The following is a 26,566-nucleotide window of genomic DNA, read 5'->3' on the forward strand; positions in this document are numbered from 1 at the left end:
TGCATCACCCCTCCTGCTGGCCGTAATACTGATCGAGGAACTTGTCGTCGATACGTTTCAGCTCGCTGCGCGGCAGGATGCGCAGCAGCTTCCAGCCGATGTCGAGGGTTTCCTCGATGTCGCGGTTGGCGTCATAGCCCTGCGAGACGTACTCCTGCTCGAACGCCTCCGCGAACTTGGCGTAGAGCTTGTCGATGTCGGTCAGCGCGGCCTCGCCGAGGATGACCATCAGCTCCTTCGCGTCCTTGCCGCGGGAATAGGCGGCGAAGAGCTGGTTCATCGTGTTCGCGTGGTCGGCGCGGGTCTTGCCGACGCCGATGCCCTTGTCCTTCAGTCGGGAGAGGGAGGGCAGCACGTCGATCGGCGGGGTGACGCCCTTGCGGTAGAGCTCGCGCGACAGGATGATCTGTCCCTCGGTGATGTAGCCGGTGAGGTCGGGGATCGGGTGGGTCTTGTCGTCCTCGGGCATCGTCAGGATGGGGATCATCGTGATCGAGCCGGTCTTGCCCTTCTGGCGTCCGGCACGCTCGTAGAGGGAGGCGAGGTCGGTGTACATGTAGCCGGGATAGCCGCGGCGTCCGGGGACCTCCTTGCGGGCGGCCGAAACCTCGCGCAGTGCGTCGGCGTAGTTGGTGATGTCGGTGAGGATGACCAGCACGTGCATGTTCTTCTCGAACGCGAGGTACTCGGCCGCGGTCAGCGCCATGCGCGGGGTCGCGATGCGCTCGACGGCGGGGTCGTTCGCGAGGTTGATGAAGAGCACGGCGCGGTCGAGCGCGCCCGTCTCGCGGAAGGACTCGATGAAGAAGTTGGACTCCTCGAAGGTGATGCCCATCGCGGCGAAGACGACCGCGAACTGCTCGTCGGTGCCGCGCACCTTCGCCTGGCGCGCGATCTGCGCTGCAAGCTGGGCGTGGGGCAGGCCGGACGCCGAGAAGATGGGCAGCTTCTGGCCGCGGACGAGGGTGTTGAGCCCGTCGATCGCGGAGATGCCCGTCTGGATGAACTCCTGCGGGTAGCTGCGGGCCGCCGGGTTCATCGGCAGGCCGTTGATGTCCATGCGCTTCTCGGGCAGAATCTCCGGGCCGCCGTCGATCGGGCGGCCGAGGCCGTCGAAGACGCGGGAGAGCATATCCTCCGAGACGCCCAGCTCCATGCTGCGCCCGAGGAAGCGGACGCGGGAGTTGGAGAGGTTGATGCCGGTCGAGGACTCGAAGAGCTGGACCAGCGCGTCGCTGCCGTTGATCTCCAGCACCTTGCAGCGGCGCTTTTCGCCGCTGGCAAGCTCGATCTCGCCCAGCTCGTTGAAGGTGACGCCCTCCACGCCGCGGACCAGCATCAGGGGGCCTGCGACCTCCTGTATGGTACGATATTCCTTCGGCATTAGAACTCCTCCTTCTGTTTGGCCGCGAGCTCGGCGATCTCGCTGGCGAGCTCCCGCTGGATCGACTCGTACTCCGGTCCGATCTGGTCGGGCAGGATGTACTTGAAGCGGCCGATCTGCTCGCGCACCGGCAGGTTGACGAGGGAATCGACCGGGATGCCCTTGGAGAGGCCCTCGACCGCCGCGTCGTAATAGTCGAGCACGAGCTTCATCATCGTGAACTGCTTGGGCAGCGGGGTGTAGGTGTCGACATCGTGGAAGGAGTTCTGGTGCAGGAAGTCCTCACGGATCGACCGCGCGGCCTCCAGCTTGATGCGGTCGGGCGCGGACAGCGCGTCCATGCCGACGAGCTGGACGATCTCCTGCAGCTCCGATTCCTCCTGCAACAGCAGCATCATCCGCTGGCGCAGGGAGGACCACTCGGCCGCAACGTTCTCGTTGAACCATTTCTCGGTGGTATCGGTGTAAAGGGAATAGCTTGTCAGCCAGTTGATGGCGGGGAAGTGGCGCTGGTAGGCCAACTGGGCGTCGAGGCTCCAGAAGACCTTGACGATGCGCAGCGTCGCCTGCGAGACCGGCTCGGAGATGTCGCCGCCCGGAGGGGAAACGGCGCCGATTGCCGAAAGGGAGCCCTCGCGGCCCTCGGAACCGAGCGTGATGACGCGGCCGGCGCGCTCATAGAACTGCGCGAGGCGGCTGCCGAGGTAGGCGGGGTAGCCCTCCTCGCCGGGCATCTCCTCGAGTCGGCCGGACATCTCGCGCAGGGCTTCCGCCCAGCGGGAGGTCGAGTCGGCCATCAGCGCGACCGAGTAGCCCATGTCGCGGAAATATTCGGCGATCGTGATGCCGGTGTAGATCGACGCCTCGCGCGCCGCGACGGGCATATCCGACGTGTTCGCGATCAGCACGGTGCGCTCCATCAGGCTGCGGCCCGTTTTCGGGTCCTTCAGCTCGGGGAACTCGTTGAGCACGTCGGTCATCTCGTTGCCGCGCTCGCCGCAGCCGATGTAGACGACGATGTCCGCCTCTGCCCATTTCGCCAACTGGTGCTGGATGACCGTCTTGCCCGAGCCGAACGGACCGGGGACGGCGGCCACGCCGCCCTTGGCGATGGGGAAGAGGGCGTCGATGACGCGCTGGCCGGTGACCAGCGGCATGTCGGGGGAGAGCTTTTCCTTGTAGGGGCGGCCGCGGCGGACCGGCCAGCGCTGCATCAGCGTCAGGGGCTGCTCGGTCCCGTTGGCCGTCTCGATGACGGCGACCGTCTCGGTGATGTTGTAGTCGCCCTCTTCGATCGACTTGATCGTGCCGACGACCCCCACGGGGACCATGATCTTGTGCAGGACGATCTCGGTCTCCTGCACGGTGCCGATCACGTCGCCCGCGACAATCGCGTCGCCCTGGCGGACGACGGGGGTGAAGTGCCATTTCTTCTCCCGGTCGAGGGAGGGGACTTCGACGCCGCGCGCGAGTGAGTTGCCGATCTTCGCGCGGATCTCCTCCAGCGGGCGCTGGATGCCGTCGTAGATATTCGAGATGAGGCCGGGGCCGAGCTCGACACTCATCGGCACGCCGGTCGATTCCACCGGCTCGCCGGGGCCGAGGCCGGAGGTCTCCTCATAGACCTGGATCGACGCCTCGTCGCCGTGGATCTCGATGATCTCGCCGATGAGGCGCTGCCCGGAAACGCGCACCACGTCGAACATGTTGGCGTCGCGCATCCCCTCGGCGATGACCAGCGGGCCGGCCACCTTTTTGATCGTACCTTTGCTCATAGCTTGCTTTCACCTGCTCTATTCCGGTTTCGGAGGCCCCGCAGCGGCGGGGTCCGCGAAAGCCCTATTTTGCCGGCGGTCAGTTGCCGCCGAAGATGATGTCGGAGCCAACTGCCTGCTCCACCGATTTTTTCACGTTCCGGATGCCCATGCCGGTGTTCCCCGAGACGCCGGGGATGGGGATGATGGCGGGGAGGCGCTGGGCGCGGTAGCGGTCGATCTCCGTTTCGAGCTGGGCTGCGAGCGCCTCGGTGACGTAGACCACCGCGTAATCGCCCTCCGCGAGCCTGCGCAGCTGCTTTGCGGCCTCGACCGGGTCGGTGACCGGGAAGGTGTCCAGGCCGAGCGCCGCGAAACCGTAGATGCTGTCCCGGTCCCCCATGACTGCTGTCCTATACATACATCTCCCTGATCCTTTCCCGGATCGACGCCTCCGGCAAATCGTTGAGCTTGCCGGAGAGGATGATCCGCACGCACTTGATCTCGTTTTCCCGCCCGAGGATATAGGCGGCGAGCGGCCCGATGCCGAACGCCTGGAACTGCTGCGGGCGGATCGACTCGATGATCACGTTGTCGCACCACCGCTCGAACGCGGAGGGCGACTGCTCGAGCGCCGAGACGGCGGCCGCGTAGTCGGTCGTGGAGAGGTAGTCGCTGACCGCCTCGAGGCTGTCGGCGGCCGCGCGCGCGAGCTGGTAGACGTCGAGCGACCGGCAGGGCGCCAGCGCGCGGCGGATAAATTCGAGGGACTTGCCCGTCTTCTGGCAGCGCACGGCGGTCTTGATGTCCGCCGCCGCGACGGTGAGCTCGGCATATTTGGCGATCAGCTCACTGTCGCTCTCCCGCCCGGCGCGCTCGATCGCTTCGAGCGCGGCGCGGTCGATGACGATGTCGCAGAGCTGGCCGTCCCGGGTCTGGGAGAGGGCGGTATACGCCTCCTCGGCCGGGGCGCGCATCGCCTCGGGCAGCAGGCCGAATTCCTTCTGGCGCACGGCGTCGAGGATCGCGCGATAGTCGACCGTCCCGTGTGAAATGAAGATGCCGAAGTCCTCTTCGCCGGTGCAGACCAGCTTGACCGCGGCCTTGAGATTGTGGTAGTCGTTGGCGTAGAGGAAGACGTCGAAGACCGACATGTCCTCCACCAGCTCCCCGATCAAGCTCCAGGTCTTCTCCCGCTCGGCCGCGAGCATGCGCTCGGCGCCGATTCCGGGCTCGCCGTCCCCCCAGCCGCGGTCGGCCAGCAGGCGCATGCACTCGTCGTAGCTTTTGGCCGCGAGCAGCTGTTCGATCGCCTGTGAGTTGAGGAGGGAGAGCTCCTTGGAGCGGATACGCGCAACGGCATAGGTATATAACGAATCGGACATTGCCTAACCTCCTTTGCGCGAATTAAGAGAAGAGCAGCTCCTGGACCCGGTCCTGCAAACGCTCGCGCGCCGCGTAGAAGAGCGCCTCGATCGAGCAGTTCTCCTCGATGCCGCCGTAGCTGAGCACGAAGCCGCCGTCGATGTCGCGGGTCTCCCGCGAGACGGTGAGCTTTCCGTTCGCGGATTTCGCGAGCGAGGTCTCGAAGCTGGCAGGCAGCCGCCCGAGGTCGGCGGGGGAGAAGAGCAGCTCGCCCTCCTGCGGGAGGGAAAACTTGCTGATCATCTTGAGGATCAGCGCGAAATAATCGGAATCGGGGAGCTTGTAGATCGACTGGCGGGCGCTTTCGATCGCTTCGCCGATGATCTCCTGCTTGGCGGCGAGCACCGCGCGGCGCTGCGCCAGTTCGGCGGCGGATCTCGCGGCGGCCAGATGGTTCTGCACGTCGGTTTTCGATTTGGCCAGGATCGCGCCGGACTGCGTCCGCGCGTCCTCCGCCGCCTTCGCGGCGAGCTGCCCGGCCTCCTCCTTCGCCTGTGCGACGACCGCGTCCGCGGCCTGCTGCGCCTCGTCCCGAATCTGCTGTACAATTTTTTCTAGTCCGGTCATAGCAGAATTCTCCTTACTTTGAAAGTGCGGAACATTCCGCCGGGGATCACAGGCTCAGGCCGCCGACGCCGAAGATCGAGAGGATCGAAACGAGCAGGGCGAGGATCGCGTAGGTCTCGACCATCGCCGGGAAGATCATGGACTTACCGAACGTCTCGGGGCGTTTGCAGATCATGCTGATCGAGGCGACGGAGGCGCGCGCCTGACGGATCGCGGACCAGAGGCCGACGAACGCCATCGGCATGCAGGCGGCGAAATAGAGCAGGCCCTTGACGAGGGAGATGTTGGGGTCGCCGCCGAGGATGCCGATCTGGGTGAGGGTGATGAAGGCGATCAGCAGGCCGTAGATGCCCTGCGTACCGGGGAGAAGCTGAAGGATCAGGACTTTACCAAAGCGGTTGGGGTCTTCGGTGACCGCGCCAGCCGCGGCCTCGCCGGCCATGCCGACGCCGATCGCGGAACCGATCCCAGCCATCAAAGCGGCGAGGGCCGCACCAAGCAACGCAAAAGCAATTCCCAAAGAACTCATTTCAGATTTCCTCCTTAAATTTGTAATATTTCGTATGGGCGGCGAACGGCGTGAACGCACGGCCGCCCCCCTCATAGAACTTGCCGAAGAACTCGACGAACTGCAGGCGGTTGGTATGGACGTAGGCGCCCAGCAGGTTGATGCCGATGTTCAGCGTGTGCCCGATCAGGAATACGACGATGAACATGATCGCGCCGACGATGCCGCCGCCCGCCATGCTGCCCATCTTGTTGAAGACCTGCGCGATGACGCCGGTCGCGAGACCGAGTGCCAGCAGGCGGGAGTAGGAGAGGATGTCGCTGAGGTAGCCGGTGACGTTATAGGCGCTGTAAAGCCCCTGCGCCAGCCGCGCGAACGGGTTTTTGGAGTCCCGCCCGCCCGTCAGGATGATCCCGACGAGCCCTGCGAGCGCGCACCACGCCGCAACCGTCGCGGCGATCGGCGGAAGCTGGAAGGGGATGCCGAGCATCTCGGTGATCATCGGCATGGTCAGCAGATAGACGATGCCGCCGCCGACCAGCAGGTACCAGAACACGACGTCGCAGACCGCGTCGTAATATTTCCCCTCCCGCGCGTACTGGTAGAACTTGAGCCCCAGCCCGACGAAGAGGTGGATGATGCCGATGAGGAAGGAGAAGGTCAGCAGGCGGATGGGCTCGCTGACCGGCTCGAACCAGATGGGCCGCAGCGCCAGGTCGCTGTGGAAGAAGGTCGACGAGATGACCGCGACCGCGTCCCCGAAGAAGCTGCCGAACATGAATCCCCAGAAGGTGGTGGACAGCCCGCACCAGAAGAACATCTTGACCATCTTGCCGATGCCGGGCTCCATGTTCTTGTACTTGAGGATCACGACCGCGCAGGCGATCGTCATGACGAGGCCGTAGCCCGCGTCGGAAAGCATCATGCCGAAGAGGATGTAATAGAAGAAGGACATGATGGTCGTCGGGTCGATCTCGTGCCTGCCGGGGAGGCTGTAGCTCTCGACGACCGATTCGACCGGGGTGGAGAAGGGGTTGTTCTTGAGCACGACCGGCACGTCCTCGTCGGGGCCGGGAGCGGTGAGCTCGACGGCCACGTCGAATTTGGAGGAGAGCTCCTCCGAAAGCGGCCGGGCGTTCCGCGCGGTGACGTAGCCGGAGAGGATGAACGCCCGCCGCGACTGCATGAGCCGCCCGATGACGTCGTATTTTTCCGCCCGCAGCCGCAGGTAATCGGCCAGCAGTTTGAGGTCCGGGCGGTCGCCGCCGCGCGAGACAATCTCCGTCCGGGCGGCTTCGATCGCCTCGTTTGCCCGCGCGGTCTCCGCTTCGAGCAGCTTTTTGCGCTCGGCGGGGCTCTCGGCGGGCGGGGAGGCGGGCCGGGTAAAGCCGATGGCGCGCAGCGCCTCGTCGACCGCGGCCGCCTCGGCGCGCGGGGCGACGATGAAGACGCAGGTCTGGTCCTGCGAATGGCTGACGAGATCGACGTTGACCGTCGCGTCGGGGGCCTGTCCGGCGATCCGGGAATAAACCTCGTCGAGGGAGAGGTCCTCGGGGAAGGAGCCGATAAACGCCGCCGTGGAGCGCGTCCCGGTGAACCGAAGCGGGACGTCGAGCCCGAGCCAGGGGACGAGCGCGTCGAGCTGGGTCTCGAGCTTGAGGATCTCCGCGCGGTTCTCCGAGATCTTTTTCGAGAGCGCGTTCAGACGCAGCGCCTGTGCGAGCACGTCGTCGGCGCGTTCGCCGAACGCGGCGTACTCATCGGCGGTCAGCGGCCCGCGCCCCTCGAGCGAGGAAAGCAGGGAGGACTTGACGGGGGAATAGGCGTCGAGCACCTCCAGAGCCTGATTGACGGCGGAGAGGTCCTTCTCGAACTGAGATCGGACGGCGGAGGTGTCGGCTTTTTCAAAGACGCTGTCCTGCAGGGCCAGGTCGGAGATTTCGACGACGCCGCGCCGCTGCAGGGTTTCAAGAATGGATTTGCGGTCTTTTTTCAGCGCGCATATGCTGATGCGCTGCATCTGCAGCACCGCCATGAAACGGATGCCTCCTTTTTCATGAAATTGGGCAGGGGGATCAGATCAGCTCGGAGAGAATCAGGCGACGGACCTCGGCCCCCTTTGCATCCGCGCTGGCGCGCAGCGAAGCGATTTCCTTCTTGACGGATTCGAGCGCCTCGCTCTGCATGGCTTCGCCCTGTTGCTTTGCTTCGGCAAGCGCCGCGTCCGCCGCGGCTTTCGCCCCGGCGACCGCCTGGCCGACCGCTTCGGCGGCGTCGGCTTTCGCGCGCGAGAGAATCTCCTCCCGTTGGCGTGCCGCCTCCTGTTCGATCTGTTCGGCTGCAAGCTCCGCTTCGCGGACAGCCCGAATGGTCTCCTGTTCCATAGTATCACCACCCACTTATCTGATTTTACTTGATCCGTGTATGGAAGGCCCCATGGCCGGGTAAACGTCGTTGGGATATCTTGTATAGTATACCGCCTTTTTTAGGAAGAATCAACAAAGCGCGGCCCGCTGGAGAAAAAATACGATAATTTTTTATTATCTTTCCACAAATTGGGCCGCTGGCACGCGATCGGGCATTTCCCAGCCCGTTGGCCACATTATTACAATAAAAAAGGAAAAAACATACTGATATTGTACTATATAAAGGCAACAGAATCAAGGTGTTATCGGAAGTAATTTTGTGAAAAATAATAATTTATTATTTTGCAGAAACACAATGGAAGAAAAAACCGTTTGGGGTTGAACGGGAAGGGAATCCGTAGTAAAATGGCGGTAGAAGGCGGCCCGCGTCAATCATAGCATGCCGCGCCGGGGCCGTAATTAGACAGATTTACCGGATTGTCGGAAAACGAGACGGTTTTCGCAATCTGTATGGACAGATCGGGGGAGACGGGATGATCAGAGGCCGACGCATAGGGTACCGGTGGCTGGCCGCCGTGCTGGCCCTGCTGTTCGCGTGCGCGGGGCTGCCCGCGTTCGCGGAGGATGCGGTCGAACCGGCCGTTTCTCCGACGGAAAAGACGCTGGAGGAGGGGAACAAGCTCGCGGATATCGCGTTCACCGCGAGGGACGGGAATGATACCGTGCTGGGTCGTTTTGCCTGGGCGCCCGGAGTCCCCTATGATCAATCTCTTACGCAAGCGGATTCCGGATCTTATACGGTCATCTTTACGCCGGAGCCTGCCGAGCAAAACGGGAAGGTTTATTCAGAAGCGCGGCAGGCGGTCGCCGTCACCGTTATGCCGAAGGAATCACCCGACCCCGCCTACGACACCGCGTCCGCGATTACCGACGCGGTCCGCGGCATCGCCGATCGGTCGGACGACGAGGTCCGCCGCATCGCCGAGGCGATGCGCGCGCTCAGCGGCCGCGAGCAGGACAGGCTCTCCCGGTCGACGCTCGAAAAGCTCGACGCGGAGTACTGCAAGCGCTTCGGGTACACCCATGAGACGACGGTCGACGTGCGCGACGACGGCGTTTCGAGCAACCGCATCCCGCGCGGTTCCCACGCCTACGGCGTGGCGGCCGCCACCGGGGGGAACCGCACGGTGAAGCTCTACCAGCAGAAGCCGTCGGGCAGCTCGGTGCTCCAGTTTGAACTGGAGGTGGACGGCGGCTCCGCCTCACTGCCCGCGCCGATCGTCATATACGTCGCACTTCCCGGCAATATCAGCAGTTCCCGCGATTACTACCTGAAAAGCACGGACGGGGAGATCTCCGCGAGCGTTTCGCGCGACTATCTCGCCTTTACGACCAGCACCCTCGGCCGGTTCCGCCTCTACCGGGAGCGCTCCTCCGGCCGGGACGACGATGACGATGATGACGACGACTGGTACCGTTATCGTTCCCGGAACACCGGCCGGGATTACGTCGTCACCTCCTTTTGGGAGCCGGTGATCGACGCGGTCCACGACGCGAAGGAGGGCGACCGCCTGCGCGTCAACATCGGCGCCCGCACCGAGATCCCCGCCGACCTGCTGCGGGAACTGAAAGGCCGCCGTGTCATGCTGGTGCTGAGCCCCTCGCGCGGGGACAGCGTTACGATCCGGGGGGAGGAGGTCGTCTCCATCCCCGTTTCGCGCGACTACTACACGATGAACAATCTGCTTTCCCTCTATGAGCGGGGGGACCGCTTCGACGATCCGCCCGCCTCCGGTGAGGCGGCTCCCGCCGTTCCGGCGGCGCCCCCCGTGGCCCGGCCGCCGGCGGCTTACGTCCCGGCCGCGCCCGTTTACGCGCCTCCGGCCGCGTCTTCCGCCCCGGCAGAATCCGCCGTGAGCGTGTCCGAGCCCCCTGAGGAGGAGCCGCTTCCGGACGTGGAGATCGCGGCGGAGGAGGACGACCCGCCCGCATCCTCCGAGGAGCAGCCCGCCAAGCCGCAGGAGCCGACCGGCGGCGAGGAGAACCCCTTCGGGCTGGCGTTATTCGCGGCGGCCGCGGTGGCGGCGGCGGCCCTGCTCTCCTGCGTGCTGACGCTCGCCATCTGGGGAGCGCGGCGCAGGAGGGGAAGATAGGCGAAAACAGTTGACTTTCCGCAAGTTTGTGCTATATTGAAGACAGAGTCCGGGGTCCGGAATTTAGAATGACATCTTCACACCCTCACCCCCTATAGCATGGAGCGGTCCGCGCATCTGCGCGGGCCGCTCCGCTTTTTGTGTGAAAAAGTAAGAGAATTGTAAGAAAACTGTTGCAAAATCAGTAAGAACCGTCCGGTATGCTCTTTTTGTGTGAAATAGATGTTGACATTTTTTTAGCAATACTGTATTATTGTACCGTTATGTTAATACAATAGGCGGAAATAATTTCACATGTCTGAATCCAAACGGCGGGGAATGTCGTTTGTATCAACGGAGTTTCATGGCAGCCGGGCGGGCGCCCGGCGGAAAAAGATTCTTGAACGAAGGAGTTATGAGGAATGCTTGGGATAAAAAAGAAAAATCCGGAATCTGCCGCGGCGGGCGCGGAACAGGAGGCGCCGAATTCGACCGCCGGGGTGAATCAGGACATCGCACGCTTCACCAAGCGCAAATCCCATAAGAAGCGGATTGCCATCGCAGTGGTGGCGGTCGTGGTGGTCGGTGCGATCGGATGGAAGTTCCTGTTTGCGAGCGCGCCGGCGATGGCTCCGGTCATGTCCACCGCCTTGCAGAAGACCGAGCTGGTCAACAGCATCAGCCTGACCGGCACGGTGGAAAGCGCGGAGGCTTCCTATGTACATACGACCCTCAACAGCACGGTGAACACCGTTGCGGTAAAGGTCGGGGACCACGTGGAGGCGGGCGACCTGCTCGCCCAGCTCGACACCTCCGATCTCGAGCTGTCGATCGCGGAACAGCAGGCGGTCATCAGCAAGATTTCCCGCCAGAACCAGTACGCGATGGAAAACGCGCAGAAGAAGCTCGAGGATGCCAAGAGCGACATCTCCAACAACGTGGACGCGGAGCTGATCGCGGCGGAGAACGCCCTGCGCAGTGCGCAGCAGAACCTGAACGATGCGCGCCGCGACCTCAACGAGCACAAGGATGATCTCGAGTACGCGGACGATGTCATGAACAACCTTGAGAAAAAACTCAACCGCGCGCGCAACGAATACCAGGACGCGGAAAAGAAATACCAGATCGCCGAGCGGGAACACAAGGATAACGGCACCCCGATCCCGCAGGACGTCATCGATGAGCTTGACCGTTCGGAGAAGGCTTACGATGAGGCGCTCAAGGAGTGGCAGAAGAACGACAACGAGTACGGCGGCGACCTGAGCAGCTACAGCAAGGAGTACCGCTCCGCGCGCATCGCTTATGAGAACGCGCTCGCCAACAAAAACGCGATTGAAAACAGCGTCAACCGCAATCTCGACAACCTCGAAACAAGCATCAAGGGGCAGGAGATCGACGGCGACCTCACCTCCCAGCAGATCTCGCTCAAAAAGCTGCAAAAGGATCTCAGCGAGTCGACGGTTACCGCTCCGATCTCCGGCACGGTGACGGCGGTCTACGCCAAGGAGGGGGTCCCGGCGGCGGGGCTGCTCTTTGTGGTCGAGAACACCGACGACCTGGTCATCAAGACCGCACTCAAGGAGTACGACGTCGCGACGGTCCAGGAGGGGATGCCCACCGAGATCAAGTCGGACGCGACCGGCGAGGAGGTCTTCGAGGGGACGGTCGGGCGCATCTACCCGACGGCGGTCAAGGCGTCGGACGGCTCCACCAGGACGGATGGCGGCGTTGAGTTCGAGACGGAGGTCTCGATCAACGATCCGGCTTCCACCGGGCTGCGCGTCGGCATGAACGTCCGCCTCAACATCGTCACGCAGAAGAAGGAGAACGTCTGGGCCGTCCCGTTTGAGGCGGTGGGCACCGACGCGCAGGGCCAGAGCGTGGTCTATGTCGCCAAACCGAACGAGGAGGGCGCGATGATCGCGACCGCCGTTCCCGTGACCACCGGCATGGAGACCGACTTCTACCTCGAAATTTCTTCCGACGGCCTTGCGGACGGCGACCAGGTGCTCTCCGACGCGAGCACGGTCATTCCCGGCATGCCCGTCACGCTGGCGGCCGGCATGGGCGGCGCGGCTCCCGCGGGCGCCGTGATGGAGGGCTGAGCATGAGCGACGAAAAACTTGCCTGGAGCCCCATGCCGGACGGCAGCCTGATCATTGACATGCAGGGGATCTACAAGCGCTTTTACATCGGCCAGCCCAATGAGCTGGAAATCCTCAAGGGCATCGACCTGCAGGTCGGCCGCGGGGAATTCGTTTCGATCGTCGGCGCTTCCGGTTCCGGCAAGTCGACGCTGATGAACATCATCGGCGCGCTCGACCGGCCGACCGAAGGAAGCTACACCCTCGACGGGGTGCCGATGCGCGACGTGCCCGACAACATGCTTTCGGAGATCCGCAACTGCAAGATCGGGTTCGTCTTCCAGACCTTCAACCTCATCCCGCGCACCTCGGCGTTGCGCAACGTCGAGCTTCCGATGCTCTATTCGGGCATGGGCGCTTCGGCCCGCAGCCGCCGCGCGAAGGAACTGCTCGACATCGTCGGCATGGCGGACCGGATGAAGCACCAGCCCAGCGAGCTGTCGGGCGGACAGAAACAGCGCGTGGCCATCGCGCGCGCGATGGCCAACGATCCGGCGATCATCCTGGCGGACGAGCCGACCGGCGCGCTCGACACCCAGACGGGCCATATGGTCATGGACCTCTTTCACCGCCTGCACCGGGAGGAGGGGAAAACGATCGTGCTGATCACCCACAACCCCGAGCTTGCCGCCGAAACCGAACGGATCGTTACGATCAGCGACGGGCGGATCATCCGTACCGAGAAAGGGGGGATGCCGCGTGCAGCTGTTTGAAAACATTTCCCTGGCGGTCGCGGGCCTGCGCGCCAACAAGATGCGCGCGCTGCTCACGATGCTCGGCATCATCATCGGTATCGGCTCGGTCATCACGATCGTTACCGTCGGCGACGCGATGACCAATTCGGTCACCGCCGTCTTCAACGACATGGGCGCGAATTCCTTTCAGCTCTTCCTGTCCGACAAACCGGATGAAAACGGGGCTTTAAATTATAACCGCAGCTATGAAGCGGAAGACTATTTGAATGACGACATCCTCAGCCTCTACACAGAACGGTTTGCCGACGAGATCGAAAACTGGGCCGTCACCGTCAACGCGGGCAACGGCCGGGCGCAGGTGGGCCGCCGCCAGACCGACGCATGGGTTTACGGCGTCAACGCCGATGCCCTGGGCATCCAGAACATCACCCCGATCGCCGGGCACGACCTCAACGACCGGGAGGTCAGCGGGGAAAAGTACGTGGCGGTGGTCTCCAAGGGCATGCTTGAAAAGCTGATGCCCGGCGTCTCCCCGCAGCAGGCGCTTGGGCAGGAAATTAAAGTGCGGCTCACCGCGGGGCTCTATACCTTCAACGTCGTGGGGGTCTATGACTACCAGATCTCCGGCATGATGGCGAGCATGGCGGGGGACACCAGCCGGCAGATGTTTATCCCCGTGGGGGTGGCCAAGCAGATCGCCAAGGACGGCGGCGCGGAGGCCAAGAACGTCGACGGCTACTATGCCGTGCAGGTCAAGGCGAAAGCGGGCGTGGACGTGCAGGACTTCGCGGACCGTTCCACGGAGTATATCAACCGCTCCTTCTACCGGGACAACAAATATGTGAAAATCGAGTCCCAGAACATGGACAGCATGATCGGCCAGATGACGGCCACCCTGGGCACGATGAAGATGGCGGTTTCGGTCATCGCGGCGATCTCCCTGCTGGTGGGCGGCATCGGCGTCATGAACATCATGCTCGTGTCGGTGACCGAGCGGACCCGCGAGATCGGCACCCGCAAGGCGCTCGGCGCCAAGAACAGCGCCATCCGCGTGCAGTTCATCGTCGAATCGATGATCATCTGCCTGATCGGCGGCGTCATCGGCGTTTTGCTCGGAACCACGCTCGGACGGCTCGGTTCGGTGGTGCTCGGCGCGCCGAGCTGGCCCTCGCCGGTCGTCGTGCTGGTGGCCGTCACCTTCTCGATGGCGATCGGCGTCTTCTTCGGATATTATCCCGCGAACAAGGCGGCGAAGCTCGACCCGATCGAGGCGCTGCGCTACGAATAAAACTTACCAAAAAGGACGGGCAAAAGCCCGTCCTTTTTGGAATTGCGCCGGTCGGACAACATGGTATAATAGAGATGTTCAGGCAACCCGATATTTTGGAAGGAGCTGTTTTTTTATGCCGTTGGTCACTACCACCGAAATGTTCAAGAAAGCCTATGAGGGCGGATACGCGGTCGGCGCGTTCAACGTCAACAACATGGAGATCGTCCAGGGGATCACCGAGGCCGCTTCCGAGCTGAAAGCGCCGGTCATCCTTCAGGTTTCAGCGGGCGCGCGCAAATACGCCAAGCACGCCTACCTGGTCAAGCTGGTCGAGGCCGCCGTGGTCGACTGCCCCGAAATCCCCATCGCGCTGCACCTCGATCACGGCGCGGATTTTGAGATCTGCAAATCCTGCATCGACGGCGGGTTCACCTCGGTCATGATCGACGGCAGCTCCCGCGCCTTCGAGGACAACATCGCCGAGACCCGCAAGGTCGTCGAATACGCCCACGCGCGCGGCGTCGTGGTCGAGGCCGAGCTGGGCAAGCTCGCCGGCATCGAGGACGCCGTCAACGTCGCGGCGGACGACGCGCAGTTCACCAACCCCGCCGAGGTCGAGGAGTTCGTCAGCAAGACGGGCGTCGACTCGCTGGCCATCGCCATCGGCACCAGCCACGGCGCTTTCAAGTTCAAGCCCGGCCAGAAGCCGCAGCTGCGCTTCGACATCCTCGAAGAGGTCAGCCGCCGCCTGCCCGGCTTCCCGATCGTCCTGCACGGCGCTTCCTCCGTTCCGCAGGACCTCGTAAAGGTCATCAACCAGTTCGGCGGCGCGATGCCCGACGCGATCGGCATCCCCGAGGAGATGCTGCGCCAGGCGGCCACGATGGCGGTCTGCAAGATCAACATCGATTCGGACGTGCGCGTGGCGATGACCGCCGCCATCCGCAAGTACATGGCGGAGAACCCCAGCCACTTCGACCCGCGCCAGTACCTGACCCCGGCGCGCACCGCGGTCAAGGAGATGGTCTCCCACAAGATCACTGAAGTGCTCGGCTGCGCCGGAAAGGCGTAAGCGGTTTTCACCCGGAAAAGCCCGGCGGACGGCGTCCGCCGGGCTTTTTTGCGTCAGGGCGCGCCCGGCGCGCATAGGATGGGGCAGGAGGTGAGCGCATGGCTTCGTACTATTACGGTCCGCGTCCGGTCCAGACCCCGATGCGGCACCACGGGCGCAACTGGCCGACCAATATCAATACCCCCGGCGTGCACGCCTTTCAGAGGGGGCCGCGGAGCATCTTTGAGGAGCAGGAGTATTTCCGCACCGATCCATACGGCCGCCCGCTGCCCCGCTGAGGGAAAGGAAGCGGCGGGGCGCCCGCCCCGCCGCTTTGATCTATGGAAAGCCGGCGCTACCCTTCGGCCATCATCCGCTGGGCGAACCGGCGCATGTCCTCAATCGAGTGGATCTCGCCGGCATGCTCGTTGATCGCGAGCTTCACCTCCAGCGGGAGCGCGTCGAAATAGCCGGCCATCGTCACGTCCGCGCCGAACCCGAACGAAAAGAAGTTCGGATAATCCTGCATGAAAATCACCTCCGCAGATAGCTTGCGCGGAATTTGCGATTCCATGTGAGCAATTTCTGGATAGGAAAAAGGCCGGGCGCATGCCCGGCCTTTTTTGTCAGCTGTTATTTTTTGGAGGCGGTTTCGCGCTCTTCGCGCCGCTTGCCCTTTTCGCGGAGGTTGTCGTTGATGTCGATCATCCGCTGCACCGCGAGATCGAAGTCCTTGATCTCCTCGTACTGCTCGACGAGCGGGCTGGTGGCGAGATCGCTGTAGGTTTTCTCCTTTTCGCGGTAGACCAGCTTGAGCAGGACCGGCGTGACGATGGTCGTCACGACCACCATGATCACGACCGGGCCGAAGAAGTCCTGCTTCATCAGTCCGGAGGAGATCCCCTTGTTCGCGACGATGAGCGCGACCTCTCCGCGGGAGATCATGCCCACGCCGATGCGCCTGCACTCCTCATTGGAATAGCGGCAGAGCTTCGCGCCGAGCCCGCAGCCGACCACCTTGGAGACGATCGACCAGAGCACGAGCAGGACGGAGAAGAGAACGATCGCCGTGCTCATCTGCGGCAGGACCACCTTGGTGCCGATGCTTGCGAAGAAGATGGGGGAGAGCAGCATGTAGGATACCGTCTCAAAGCGGGTGGCGACATAGGTGACCTTGGTGGTGTTGGAGATGATGAGCCCGGCGATATAGGCGCCGGTGATGTCCGCCACGCCGAAAAACCGTTCGGCCGCAAAGGCGTAGAGCAGGCAGAAGGCGAAGGAGATCACCGCGTAGCGGCGCTTGTCGTCATGCCCGGTCATCCATTTTTCGATCAGCTTGTGCAGCAGGACGCCGACGGCGAGGCTCAGCGCGAAGAACGCGACGATCTTGACGAGCACGGCCACGATGTTGACGCTCGGGTCGGAGACGCTCGTGATAAGGGTCAGCGCGATGATGCCGAGGATGTCGTCGATGAGAGCCGCGCCGAGGATCGCGTTGCCGGAACGGGTGGAGAGCTTGCCCATCTCCTTGAGCGTTTCCACGGTGATGCTCACGGAGGTCGCCGTCAGGATGACGCCGATGAAGAGGTTCTGCAAAAAATTTTCGCCGCCGCGGTTGAAGAACCAGGAAAGCAGGAATCCGCCGGCGAGCGGGACGAGCACGCCGCACAGCGCGATGACGAAGGAGGCGCGCCCCGACCGCTTGAGCTCGGCGATGTCGGTTTCAAGCCCGGCGGTGAACATCAGGACGATGACGCCGATCTCGGCGCACTGGTCCAGGAAGGCGGTCTCATGCAGGACGCCGAGCATGGCAGGGCCGAGCACCAGCCCCGCGAGCAGGGCGCCGACCACCTGCGGCATGGCGATCCGCTTGGTCAGGATGCCGAGCAGCTTGGTGCTCAGCAGGATGATCGCCACGCTGAATAAAAAATTGTAGGATTCCACGGGAATCCCCTCCCTTCCACAAGAGCCCTCCCGGGCGATTTTTAAAAAACATCACCCAGTATAGTCCTTGCGGAGGCAATTTGCAACATGAAATCTGGTCAAGAAATGTATAACATCGCGGATGAATTTGGCTAATTTGTCGATGAATTGCGGAAGCCCTCTTTTCATCGCGCGCCGGATATGTTATAGTGTGATAAGAAAAATATGGAAGGGAAGAAAAGGCTGAATGAAACCCTCAAAGGTCTATTATACCAATCTGCACACCACGCTTGAGGAGAACCTGCTGCAAAAGCTCCGCAGGCTCGTCAAGGCCGCGGGGATCGATTCGATCGATTTCAAGAACAAATACACGGCGATCAAGATCCACTTCGGGGAGCCGGGCAACCTCGCGTTCCTGCGCCCGAACTTCTCCAAGGTGATCGCGGACATCGTCAGGGAAAACGGCGGCAAGCCGTTTTTGACCGACTGCAACACCCTATATGTCGGGCGGCGCAAGAACGCGCTCGACCACATCGAGGCGGCCTATGAAAACGGCTACACCCCCTTTTCGACCGGCTGCCAGATTTTGATCGGGGACGGGCTCAAGGGCACCGACGAGCAGATCGTCCCGATCGACGGGGAATATGTGAAGGAGGCGAAGATCGGCCGCGCGGTGATGGACGCGGACATCGTCATCAGCCTCACCCACTTCAAGGCGCACGAGTGCACCGGAATCGGCGGCGCGATCAAAAACCTCGGCATGGGCTGCGGTTCCCGCGCGGGCAAGATGGAAATGCACTCGGCGGGCAAGCCGTTCGTCGACCGGAGCCTCTGCGTCAGCTGCGGCATGTGCTTTAAGAACTGCGCGCACGGCGCGATCTCCTTCCCCGGAAAAAAGGCGCAGATCGACCACGACAAGTGCGTCGGCTGCGGGCGCTGCATCGGCGTCTGCCCGGCCGACGCGGTGCAGGCCGCGCAGGACGAGGCGTTCGACATCCTCAACAGGAAGATGTCCGAGTACGCTTGGGCGGTCGTCAAGGACCGTCCGGGCTTCCACGTCAGCCTGGTGCTCGACGTGTCCCCCTTCTGCGACTGCCACCCTGAAAACGACGTGCCGATCGTGCCCGACGTGGGCATCTTCGCCTCCTTCGACCCGGTGGCGCTCGACACCGCCTGCGCCGACGCGGTCAACGGGCAGCCGGTCCTTCCCGACAGCCTGCTTGCCAGGCGGGGCGCGGAAGAAAAGGACCACTTCCATGCGCTGCACCCCGACACCAACTGGCGGGTCGGCATCGAGCAGGCCGTCAAAATGGGGATGGGAAGCGCGGAATACGAGCTGGTCGAGATCGAATAACAGGAAAAAGCCTCCCGCATACTGCGGGAGGCTTTTATTGTTTCGTGAAGCCGGGGAGGCCGCCGTCACTGGGCGCGGTAGCCGCGCTTGAGAAGCAGCTGGCGGATTTTCTCGTGCGGGTCGATGATCGCGCTGACCGACATGTCGTGGTTGATCGCGGCGATGAAGTAGGCGATATACTTGGAGACGTCGACCTCGTGGAACCACTCGCGCGAGAGCAGCTCGGGAGAACGGTAGGTGAGGTTGGTGCCGAACACGCCGGAGAGGAGCCCCTCCTCGTAGGCCCGGTCGAACTCGTCGAGGCCGTTGGTAAAGATCGCGTAGGCGGCGTAGGCGAAGATGCGGGAAGCGTTGCGCTTTTTCAGCTCGCGCGCGACCTCGAGCATCGACTCGCCCGACGAGATGATGTCGTCCGCGATGAAGACGTCCTTGCCCTCGAGGGAGTTGCCGAGATACTCGTGCGCCACGATGGGGTTGCGGCCGTTGACGACGCGGGCGTAGTCGCGGCGCTTGTAGAACATGCCCAGGTCGATGCCGAGCACGGAGGCGTAGTACATGTTACGGCTCATCGCGCCCTCATCGGGGCTGACGACCATCAGGTGCTCGCGGTCGAGCCGGATGTCCGGGATGCTGCGCAGCAGGCATTTGAGGACCTGGTAGGAGGGGGAGACGTTGTCGAAGCCCATGAGGGGGACCGCGTTCTGCACGCGCGGGTCGTGCGCGTCGAAGGTGACGATGTTGGAGACGCCCATGTTCTGGAGCTCCTGGAGCGCCACGGCGCAGTCGAGCGACTCCCGGTAGTTGCGGCGGTGCTGGCGGCTGCCGTAGAGCATCGGCATGATGACCGTGATGCGGTGCGCCTTGCCGCTGGCGGCCTGGATCAGCCGCTTCAGGTCCTGAAAATGGTCGTCGGGGGACATGGAGTTCTGGTGTCCGAAGATGTTATAGCTGCAGCTGTAGTTGCCGACGTCCACGATGAAGAAAAGGTCGTCCCCGCGGATGGTCGACTTGATAAGGCCCTTGCCGTCGCCGGAGGAAAAACGGGGACATTCGCTTTCGACGATGTAGCTTTCCTTGTAAAGGGGGCTGCCCTCCGCCCATTTCACGAGGTGCGCGTCGATCTTCTCGGTCAGCTCGCGCGCGCCGGTCAGGCTGATCAGCCCAAGTTCCGCCACCCGGTCACCCGACCGGAAGATGTCTTCCGCATCAATCTGCCCTGCCATTCATAACGCTCCTTTTCGTTCCGCGGTCCCCAAAGGGACCGCCGATCCTTATCTGCGGCCCGAATTATGCAAAATCGGGTCGAAAAAATACAATTTGATTATACATGATCGTTTCAGGATTGTATACGCTTTTCATCCCAGAATCTAAAAAATGGGTAATATCTACAAATTTCGATCTCTGCTCGGGAGAGATTTGTCCGTTGCCGTCATGCGCCGCTTTAAAGGAAGAAAAAGGCCGGGACCGCACGTGCGGTCCCGGCCGGTTTTTTCTAGTCGGCGAAATTGTCGAAATATCCCTGGATGAGGACGATGGGCGTGCCCTTGTCTCCGCTGCCGCTCGTCAGGTCGCACAGGCTGCCGATCAGGTCGGTCAGGCGGCGGGGAGTGGTGCCCTGCGTCTCCATCGTGCCCTTGAGGTCGGCCTTTTTGTTGCGGATGTACTCGGAGACGGCCTGCTTGAGCTCGCTGCCCGAGAGGTCGCGGAATTGGTTGTCCGCGAGGTATTTGAGCTTGACCTCGTTGGGCAGGCCGCTGAGCCCCTCGGTGAATCCAGGGCTGACGACCGGGTCCGCGAGCTCCCAGATCTTGCCCACCGGGTCGCGGAAGGCGCCGTCGCCGTAGACGAGCGCCTCGATCTGCCTGCCGGTCGCCTCGCTCAGCTTGCGCTGCAGGTCGTGCGCGAAGGCGGCGCAGTCGCGCGGGAAGAGCTTGACGCGGCTCTCGGTCGACTTGTTGCTGCCGAGCAGGCCGTAATCGGCGTTGAAGCCGCTTTCGTTGACAGGGGCGGAGAGGATGTCGTCGAGGCCGTAGACCGTCTCGGCGCCCGCCGCGCGCAGAAGGCGCTTGGTGCGCTCGCGGGTGTGGATGTCGCAGCAGAGGACGTGCTTCGTATGGTCGAGGACGGCGGTGGGACGGTTTGCGAAGATAATTTCCACGTCGGCCCCCTCCTCGCGGATGAGGGAGGCGTAGTATTCGACGTAGTCCACGCCGGTGAACAGGTGCTTATTCTCCCCGAAGAGCGCGCGGTAGCGCTTCTCGTCGAGCACGTCGGCCCACGGGTTGACCCCGGCGGCTTCGAGCTTTTCCTCCGAAACGAGGGTGTTGCCCACCTCGTCGCTCGGATAGCTGAACATCAGCACAATCTTTTTCGCGCCGCGCGCGATGCCGCGCAGGCAGATGGCGAACCGGTTGCGGCTGAGGATGGGGAAGATCACGCCGATGGGGTGGTCGCCGAATTTGGATCGGACGTCCTCCGCGATGTCGTCGGTGGAGGCGTAGTTGCCCTGCGCCTTGGCGACGACCGCCTCGGTCACGCCCACGACGTCGCGGTCGTGGAAGGAAAAGCCCTCGCTTGCGGCGGCTTCGAGCACGGAATCGGTGACGATCTGCGCGAGGTCGTCCCCCGGCCGGATAATCGGGGCGCGCACGCCCCGGACAGTGGTACCGATCATTCTTGACATGAGTGAATCCCTCCGATGGCGGCTGATCCGCCGGTTTGCACGCCGGAACGGCGCGGCGGCCCTCCCTGCGGGAAGGCCGTACCTTAATCCCCATTATACAGGAATTCGCCGTAAGATACAATGATTCTGCAAAAAAGCGGAAAAAAATTTGCGCCTCCCGCCAAAAAAACAAAAAGGACGGAATCAACCGTCCTTTTCAGCGGCCCGTCAGGGCTCCACCTGCACCACGCTGAATTCTTCGCCGCAAAAATCCGACTTTCTGAAGTAACGCCTGGCCATATTGGTGGTGGAGAAGGGCTTGGCAAGCGCGATATCGTTCAGAAGAATCCGCGTGTTGAAGAGATAGCGGCTGTCGCCCTGCCGTTGGATCCGGATGACGTAATGCATCGCCTGACACTTCCTTTCCTCCATTTTGTGCGCAGAGCAGGAGTGTCAGTATAGCACGCTTTGGATTCCAGAACAAGTAATATCAGGGAAATTTCAGCGTATTATGTAAAATTCGGAAGTCCGATTGTCGCAAAAAAGACAAAAACGCCCGCCGGTTCAACCGGCGAGCGTTTTGGACAGGGCGCGGATGCGTTCCCGGCAATCGGCGCCGAGCCGGTTGAACCAATCGGCGAACGCCTCCTGCCATTCGATTTCGTCGAGCGGGCGCAGCGCCCTCTCCTCCCACACCGCCCGGATCCGGCCGAGCAGCAGGGCGGCGGTCGCCTCGTCAAAGGAGGAAAAGATTTCCGCGTATTCGTCGTCGAAGACGCACCCTGCGCCGAGCAGGTCGCAGAGGTCGTCGAGGCTGCGCAGCTCCTCCCGGATGATCCGCGCCTTGCGCGCGGCGTCGTCGCAGAGGAGCACCTCGTCGGCGACAGCGCTGAACGCGTCGTTGTCAAGGCGTTCCCCATCGATGAAGAGGAGCGGCGCGTCCTCCTCCGCGACGACAGCGAAGGGGGTGAGCGCGCCGCCCGCGCGGTTGACTTCCCCGGCGAAACGCGCGGCCCCCTCGCGGATATAATCGTTGAGGCGGGCGTTTTCAAAGGCGCAGGAATCGATCAGGCCTTCCGCGGCCCGCAGCAGCAGCGCCGCGCGCTGTTCGGCGGCGAGGGGGCGAAGCCGCTCCTCCAGCCCGGCGCGTTCCCCGGCGCCGAGCGCCGCGTCCTCCCGGCCGAGCAGGCGGGCGAGCAGCAGGTTTTGGAGCGTGATCGTAAAGAGGTTCACATAGGCCTCGGCGGGGGAGGTGCGGTTTTGGCGCGCCCAGCCGCGCAGCAGGCCGTCCAGCACCGGCGCGAACCGGCCGCAGAAGCGGTTCTCCAGCGCGAGCGACTCGAGCCGCTCGCGCACGCCGAAGATCCCGCTCGCGGAGACCTCCCGCGCGAGCGGGTACTCGGTGAGCACGACGAAGTCGCCCGGGTGCCTGCGGACCTTCCAGTCCCGCAGGTACTGGGGGAAGGTGACGTCGAGCAAAATCCGGTAGCCCTCGTTGACGGTGGGGGTGCGGGTCGCGCGCACCCGGGAGAGCAGGCCTTCGCAGGCGCGCTCCTCCCGGTCCAGAAGCCCGGTCCCCATCCGGTAGAGCGCGTCCATCGAGTGTTCCCGGAGCAGCGCGAGGCTCTCCTGCGGGGTCGGAGCGTGTTTGAGCGCCACGTCGATGCAGTAGCCGATATCGTCCATCAGCTGGTCGGCGGTCTCCGCGGGGACGGAGCTGCTCTCGCCGCGCGTAATCTCCTCGATCTGCGACCGGAGGAGCCCCAGCAGCCCCTCCTGCATCGCGGCCAGCGCGCGTTCGTCCAGCAGGCCCGCGCCCGCCGCCCGCCGCATGAGCGAGGCGGTGTAGACGCCGTAATCGATCCCGTCGAGCGGGGTTCCGCTTAAAAGCGAACGGTTCTCCACTGTTCGTCCTCCTCCACCGCGTAATCGCCGGCCTCCCCGGCGGGCTTGTCCGTTTCAAGGGGCGCCTCGACGCTGCCGTAGGCGCGCACGTTGCGCGCCATCGTTTCCATGTCGCGTCCCGCGAGCAGTTCGAGCGAACCCTCGCAGTCGCCGTCAAAGCACTGCTTCATCACGGCGATCAGCTCGTCGTCGGGCAGGGAATCGAGCGTGTCGTTTTTGAGGTAGTAGAAGAGCTCGGTCAGCGCGCAGAGGGTGTCGGCATAGTTCTGCCCGTCGACGTAGGCGGAATCGCAGAACGCTTCGGCGAGCTTTTCGAGCACGCCGGGGCCCACCTCGATGCGGCGGCTGTTTTTAAGCGCGTCGGTCCGTACCTTGAGCAGCGCGACGGCGTCTTCGTGGGTCAGCGACAGGCCGTAGGGGCGGGTGAGGTCGTTGAGTCGAAGCAGTTCGTCGGCGTCGCGGCGGATCAGCGCGTCGTCCTGCCGGCTGAGTAGGGAGAGAAGTCCGCTCATGCCATTCAGCTCCTTTTACAGATTGGTACTTGACAAAACCCGGGGAGTGTGCTATGGTGTAGAAGGAAAAATTTATGATTTTTCAGAAAAATTCAACAAAGACTATCATAACACAAGCCGGGCGGGATGTCAAGCAGCCGCCCGGCTGTTTTTATCGCCTTTTGGGCGGACATCTGCCGGGCGGAAGGGCCGCAAACTGAAGAAGCGCCGCATCCACCGGATGCGGCGCTTCTTGTGAGAGGGGGAGATCATTCGAGGTTGAGCCTGTGGGAGAGGATGTAGTTGGTCAGGATAAAGTAGACGACCGAGAAGATGACCGTGATGATGAGGGTCGGGATCACGATCATATGCATCGCGCCGACGAATTCCCGCGCGAAATCGTAGGCCCCGTAGCCGAACTGGTAGGCCCCGTAGCTGCCGTAGGGGATCGTATGGTCGTAGATGCGCCCGACCAGGGAAAAATAGAGGTTGGTGATGATCTGCTCGACGATGCTCAGCCCGATATAGGCGCCGAAGGCGGTGAGCACCCGGTGCTTGCCGACGAGATGGCCGATCGAGATGGCGGCGTAGATCATGAGCACGCTGCCGATCGTGCCGATGAGCATCAGGAAGACGAACTCGAAGAAGAGGGTGACCTCGCTGATGCCGACATAGTGCGCCAGGAAATCGGACAACTGGCGGAGGAATTCGGGGATCTCCCGAAGCAGATCTAGGCTGAACGCCATGATGAAGACCGACAGGACGGTGACGAAGGTGCAGATGGCCAGCCACATGATCGAGACGATCAGCTTGCTGGCGATCAGCTGCCAGGTCCGGACGGGCAGGGTGAACATGAGGTAGCCCTCGTCGCGCAGGAGGTTCTTGTAGAACCGCTGGATCATGACGACATAGACGAGCACGAAGAGCGCGATGATGAGGATGACGTAGAGCATCATGGTCAGCACGGCCGCGAAGTCGGGGATGTCGTTGAAGTTGAAAAAGATGTTGTTGAGGATCGCAAGGAGCAGGATCGCGCCGAACACCGGCAGGAAGAGCCGCGCGGTGGCGCGGATTTCGTATTTGAGCAGTTTTTTCAGCATCTGAATACCTCCCGGAAGAGCGCGTCGACCGACATGCCCTTTTCCTCGCGGATCTGATCGACCGAGGAAACCATGATGATCTCGCCGCGGCTGATGAAAATGACGTCCTCCAGCACCTGCTCGATATCGGTGATGAGGTGGGTGGAGATGATGATCGTCGCGTTTTCATTGTAGTTGCCCAGGATGGTGTTCAGGATGTAGTCGCGCGCCGCGGGGTCGACGCCGCCGATCGGCTCGTCGAGCAGGTAGAGCTGGGCCTCCCGGCTCATGACGAGGATCAGCTGGACCTTCTCCTTGGTGCCCTTGGACATCGTCTTGAGCCGGTCGTTGGGGTTGATGTTCAGGCGGCTGAGCATGTCATACGCCTTGGCCTCGTTGAAATTTGTGTAGAAATCCCGGAAGAAGGCGATCAGGTCGCGGACCTTCATCCAGTCGTTGAGGTAGGTGCGTTCCGGCAGGTAGGAGACGACCTCCTTGGTGTCCGGCCCGACCGGGAAACCCGCGATCGAGAGATCTCCGAGGGAGGGGGTCAGCAGGCCGTACGCGAGCTTCATAAAGGTGCTTTTGCCGCTGCCGTTGGGCCCGAGCAGGCCGACGATCCGGCCGCGCCCGACGTTCAGGTTGATTTGATTGAGCGCACAGACTCCGCTTCCGTAGAACTTGGTGAGCCCATGGCATTCCAGTATGGTGTCCACTTATCTTACCTCCTCGGCCGCAGCGGATTCCACAAGCGCCACCGTCTGGGGCGTGGTGAATCCGAGCGCGCGCATTTTTTGGAAAAAGGCGTCGATCTGTTCCTGTGCGAGGGCTTTTTTTGCCGCCTCGATCAGCCCCGTATCCTCCGTGATGAACCGGCCGCTCGTGCGCTGGGTATAGAGCAGCCCGTCCCGTTCCAGCTCGGAGAGCGCCCGCTGCATCGTGTTGGGGTTTACGGCCGCTTCGGCGGCCATGTCCCGAACGGAGGGCAGGCGTTCTCCCGGGCGGTAGAATCCGGAGATAATGCGCAGCTTGATCTGTTCGATCAGCTGCGCATAGATCGGGCGGTCATTTTTCAGCTCCCACGTCATTGTGTTCAGCTCCTGTCCCGATAGAATTGTATTAATAACCTAACACAATAATACGATACCATTTCCAATTTGTCAACCCCTAATTTGGAAAAAGAAGAACCCCGCCCCGCGAAAACGGGGCGGGGTTCCGGGGGAAGCGCTCACCAGCGGCGCGCCCCCTCGATATGGATGCCGCGCGCCTGCGCGTAGACATAGCTTGAGAGGGGGCGGCGGTAGGCGTCGAAGGTGTGGGTGGACACGAGGATGTCGTCCCCTGTGACTTCCGTCACAAAGAGGGAGTGGTACCATTTGTCCGACGCGTCGCCGAGCTGGATGAGATCTCCCCGCTCCAGCTCCTCGAGCGCCGCCGCCCGGCCGTAGGGCCCGACCGAGCGGTTGCCCGTCAGAAAGCGGTAGAGATAGGGCACGCCGCTCCAGGCGGCGGCGCGGTCGGAGGCGGAATTGTAGTACCAGCCGGTATCGCGGGTGAAATTCATGACGCCCGTGCCCGCGTAGAGGCACTGGGAGACGAAGCTGGTACAGTCGCCGCCCATGCCGTCGAAGCTGATGTAGCGCGGATTGCGGGAAAACGCCCATTTTTCGGCATAGGCGGCGGCCTTGGACCGGTCGTAGGGGATCTGGGTGGGCATAGGGATCGCTCCTTTCCATGGTACAGTATATGCAGTTGACTTTTTGCCGGGATTCCTTTAAAATTTAAACGACGAAACGCATCCAGTTGGCAGGACCGTGCCATCCGAAAGCAAGCTGCCGCCGGATGGTTTTTTTGAT

At 62.6% G+C, this 26,566-nt stretch carries 26 protein-coding genes; 7 read left to right on the forward strand and 19 right to left on the reverse strand.

Annotated features, from left to right (window positions below; all coding sequences use genetic code 11):
* Positions 1 to 4: 4 nt before the first annotated feature.
* The 8 genes from C1A13_RS06905 to C1A13_RS06940 all read right to left on the reverse strand — a co-directional run bounded on the left by C1A13_RS06905 (position 5) and on the right by C1A13_RS06940 (position 8,022).
* Entirely contained in the window at positions 5 to 1,384 is a 1,380-nt protein-coding gene (locus tag C1A13_RS06905) for a V-type ATP synthase subunit B (protein ID WP_101550447.1), read from the reverse strand.
* Positions 1,384 to 3,159 carry a V-type ATP synthase subunit A gene (locus tag C1A13_RS06910; protein ID WP_101550449.1) on the reverse strand — a complete coding sequence of 592 codons (1,776 nt, stop codon included), beginning with the start codon at positions 3,157 to 3,159 and terminating at the stop codon, positions 1,384 to 1,386. The genes C1A13_RS06905 and C1A13_RS06910 overlap by 1 nt, the downstream gene beginning before the upstream one ends.
* 79 nt (positions 3,160 to 3,238) lie before the next feature.
* The gene (locus tag C1A13_RS06915) at positions 3,239 to 3,559 is read right to left on the reverse strand and encodes a V-type ATP synthase subunit F (protein ID WP_101550451.1); all 321 of its coding nucleotides are present in this window, start codon (positions 3,557 to 3,559) and stop codon (positions 3,239 to 3,241) included.
* Entirely contained in the window at positions 3,552 to 4,523 is a 972-nt protein-coding gene (locus tag C1A13_RS06920; RefSeq protein WP_101550453.1) for a V-type ATPase subunit, read from the reverse strand. The genes C1A13_RS06915 and C1A13_RS06920 overlap by 8 nt, the downstream gene beginning before the upstream one ends.
* Positions 4,524 to 4,545: 22 nt before the next feature.
* Positions 4,546 to 5,130 (reverse strand): V-type ATP synthase subunit E, encoded by a 585-nt coding sequence (locus C1A13_RS06925; protein ID WP_101550455.1) that lies wholly within the window; start codon positions 5,128 to 5,130, stop codon positions 4,546 to 4,548.
* A gap of 46 nt (positions 5,131 to 5,176) precedes the next feature.
* Positions 5,177 to 5,659 (reverse strand): V-type ATP synthase subunit K, encoded by a 483-nt coding sequence (locus C1A13_RS06930; protein WP_101550457.1) that lies wholly within the window; start codon positions 5,657 to 5,659, stop codon positions 5,177 to 5,179.
* Between the two features lies 1 nt (position 5,660).
* Complete coding sequence (locus C1A13_RS06935; RefSeq protein ID WP_101550459.1) at positions 5,661 to 7,673, reverse strand: V-type ATP synthase subunit I; 2,013 nt, start codon at positions 7,671 to 7,673, stop codon at positions 5,661 to 5,663.
* Positions 7,674 to 7,713: 40 nt separating this feature from the next.
* Positions 7,714 to 8,022 (reverse strand): hypothetical protein, encoded by a 309-nt coding sequence (locus C1A13_RS06940; protein WP_172439202.1) that lies wholly within the window; start codon positions 8,020 to 8,022, stop codon positions 7,714 to 7,716.
* A gap of 515 nt (positions 8,023 to 8,537) precedes the next feature.
* Between C1A13_RS06940 and C1A13_RS14880 the strand changes: the two genes are divergently transcribed.
* From C1A13_RS14880 to C1A13_RS06970, 6 genes are all read left to right on the forward strand, one after another.
* Positions 8,538 to 10,157, forward strand: a complete 1,620-nt coding sequence (locus C1A13_RS14880) for a hypothetical protein (RefSeq protein WP_172439203.1) — start codon at positions 8,538 to 8,540, stop codon at positions 10,155 to 10,157.
* A gap of 401 nt (positions 10,158 to 10,558) precedes the next feature.
* The gene (locus tag C1A13_RS06950) at positions 10,559 to 12,241 is read left to right on the forward strand and encodes an efflux RND transporter periplasmic adaptor subunit (RefSeq protein WP_101550465.1); all 1,683 of its coding nucleotides are present in this window, start codon (positions 10,559 to 10,561) and stop codon (positions 12,239 to 12,241) included.
* 2 nt (positions 12,242 to 12,243) lie between these two features.
* Positions 12,244 to 12,993: an ABC transporter ATP-binding protein gene (locus C1A13_RS06955; protein ID WP_276870264.1), complete on the forward strand. Its 750-nt coding sequence runs from the start codon at positions 12,244 to 12,246 to the stop codon at positions 12,991 to 12,993.
* A complete protein-coding gene (locus C1A13_RS06960; RefSeq protein ID WP_101550467.1) occupies positions 12,980 to 14,263 on the forward strand; it encodes an ABC transporter permease in 1,284 nt (427 codons plus the stop codon). The genes C1A13_RS06955 and C1A13_RS06960 overlap by 14 nt, the downstream gene beginning before the upstream one ends.
* A gap of 115 nt (positions 14,264 to 14,378) precedes the next feature.
* A complete protein-coding gene (gene fba, locus C1A13_RS06965) occupies positions 14,379 to 15,317 on the forward strand; it encodes a class II fructose-1,6-bisphosphate aldolase (protein ID WP_101550469.1) in 939 nt (312 codons plus the stop codon).
* A gap of 98 nt (positions 15,318 to 15,415) precedes the next feature.
* The gene (locus C1A13_RS06970; protein ID WP_101550471.1) at positions 15,416 to 15,595 is read left to right on the forward strand and encodes a hypothetical protein; all 180 of its coding nucleotides are present in this window, start codon (positions 15,416 to 15,418) and stop codon (positions 15,593 to 15,595) included.
* A gap of 56 nt (positions 15,596 to 15,651) precedes the next feature.
* On the opposite strand, the gene C1A13_RS14885 is transcribed toward C1A13_RS06970, so the two are convergent.
* Positions 15,652 to 15,825 (reverse strand): hypothetical protein, encoded by a 174-nt coding sequence (locus tag C1A13_RS14885; RefSeq protein WP_172439204.1) that lies wholly within the window; start codon positions 15,823 to 15,825, stop codon positions 15,652 to 15,654.
* A gap of 104 nt (positions 15,826 to 15,929) precedes the next feature.
* On the reverse strand, positions 15,930 to 17,240 hold the full coding sequence (locus C1A13_RS06975; RefSeq protein WP_101550473.1) for a cation:proton antiporter: 1,311 nt from the start codon (positions 17,238 to 17,240) through the stop codon (positions 15,930 to 15,932).
* 226 nt (positions 17,241 to 17,466) lie between these two features.
* Here C1A13_RS06975 and C1A13_RS06980 point away from each other — a divergent pair, with 226 nt between their 5' ends.
* Positions 17,467 to 18,573: a DUF362 domain-containing protein gene (locus tag C1A13_RS06980; protein ID WP_101550475.1), complete on the forward strand. Its 1,107-nt coding sequence runs from the start codon at positions 17,467 to 17,469 to the stop codon at positions 18,571 to 18,573.
* Between the two features lie 65 nt (positions 18,574 to 18,638).
* On the opposite strand, the gene C1A13_RS06985 is transcribed toward C1A13_RS06980, so the two are convergent.
* The 9 genes from C1A13_RS06985 to C1A13_RS07025 form a co-directional block, all read right to left on the reverse strand.
* Positions 18,639 to 19,796 carry a ribose-phosphate pyrophosphokinase gene (locus C1A13_RS06985; RefSeq protein ID WP_101550477.1) on the reverse strand — a complete coding sequence of 386 codons (1,158 nt, stop codon included), beginning with the start codon at positions 19,794 to 19,796 and terminating at the stop codon, positions 18,639 to 18,641.
* A 269-nt stretch (positions 19,797 to 20,065) separates the two neighbouring features.
* Positions 20,066 to 21,256: a coenzyme F420-0:L-glutamate ligase gene (locus C1A13_RS06990; RefSeq protein WP_101550479.1), complete on the reverse strand. Its 1,191-nt coding sequence runs from the start codon at positions 21,254 to 21,256 to the stop codon at positions 20,066 to 20,068.
* Positions 21,257 to 21,463: 207 nt separating this feature from the next.
* The gene (locus tag C1A13_RS06995; protein WP_101550481.1) at positions 21,464 to 21,643 is read right to left on the reverse strand and encodes a hypothetical protein; all 180 of its coding nucleotides are present in this window, start codon (positions 21,641 to 21,643) and stop codon (positions 21,464 to 21,466) included.
* A gap of 156 nt (positions 21,644 to 21,799) precedes the next feature.
* Positions 21,800 to 23,140, reverse strand: a complete 1,341-nt coding sequence (locus tag C1A13_RS07000; RefSeq protein WP_101550483.1) for a DUF6179 domain-containing protein — start codon at positions 23,138 to 23,140, stop codon at positions 21,800 to 21,802.
* The gene (locus C1A13_RS07005) at positions 23,119 to 23,652 is read right to left on the reverse strand and encodes a DUF6323 family protein (protein WP_101550485.1); all 534 of its coding nucleotides are present in this window, start codon (positions 23,650 to 23,652) and stop codon (positions 23,119 to 23,121) included. Before C1A13_RS07005 ends, C1A13_RS07000 begins: the two co-directional genes overlap by 22 nt.
* 248 nt (positions 23,653 to 23,900) lie before the next feature.
* Positions 23,901 to 24,731, reverse strand: a complete 831-nt coding sequence (locus tag C1A13_RS07010) for a hypothetical protein (protein ID WP_101550487.1) — start codon at positions 24,729 to 24,731, stop codon at positions 23,901 to 23,903.
* Positions 24,725 to 25,426 (reverse strand): ABC transporter ATP-binding protein, encoded by a 702-nt coding sequence (locus tag C1A13_RS07015; RefSeq protein WP_101550489.1) that lies wholly within the window; start codon positions 25,424 to 25,426, stop codon positions 24,725 to 24,727. The genes C1A13_RS07010 and C1A13_RS07015 overlap by 7 nt, the downstream gene beginning before the upstream one ends.
* Positions 25,427 to 25,798 carry a GntR family transcriptional regulator gene (locus C1A13_RS07020; protein WP_101550491.1) on the reverse strand — a complete coding sequence of 124 codons (372 nt, stop codon included), beginning with the start codon at positions 25,796 to 25,798 and terminating at the stop codon, positions 25,427 to 25,429.
* A gap of 140 nt (positions 25,799 to 25,938) precedes the next feature.
* A complete protein-coding gene (locus C1A13_RS07025; RefSeq protein ID WP_101550493.1) occupies positions 25,939 to 26,427 on the reverse strand; it encodes an amidase domain-containing protein in 489 nt (162 codons plus the stop codon).
* Positions 26,428 to 26,566 lie beyond the last annotated feature (139 nt).

It is taken from the genome of Anaerotruncus massiliensis (ex Togo et al. 2026), from assembly GCF_900199635.1.
In the GTDB taxonomy this organism is placed as follows: Bacteria; Bacillota; Clostridia; order Oscillospirales; family Ruminococcaceae; genus Anaerotruncus; species Anaerotruncus massiliensis.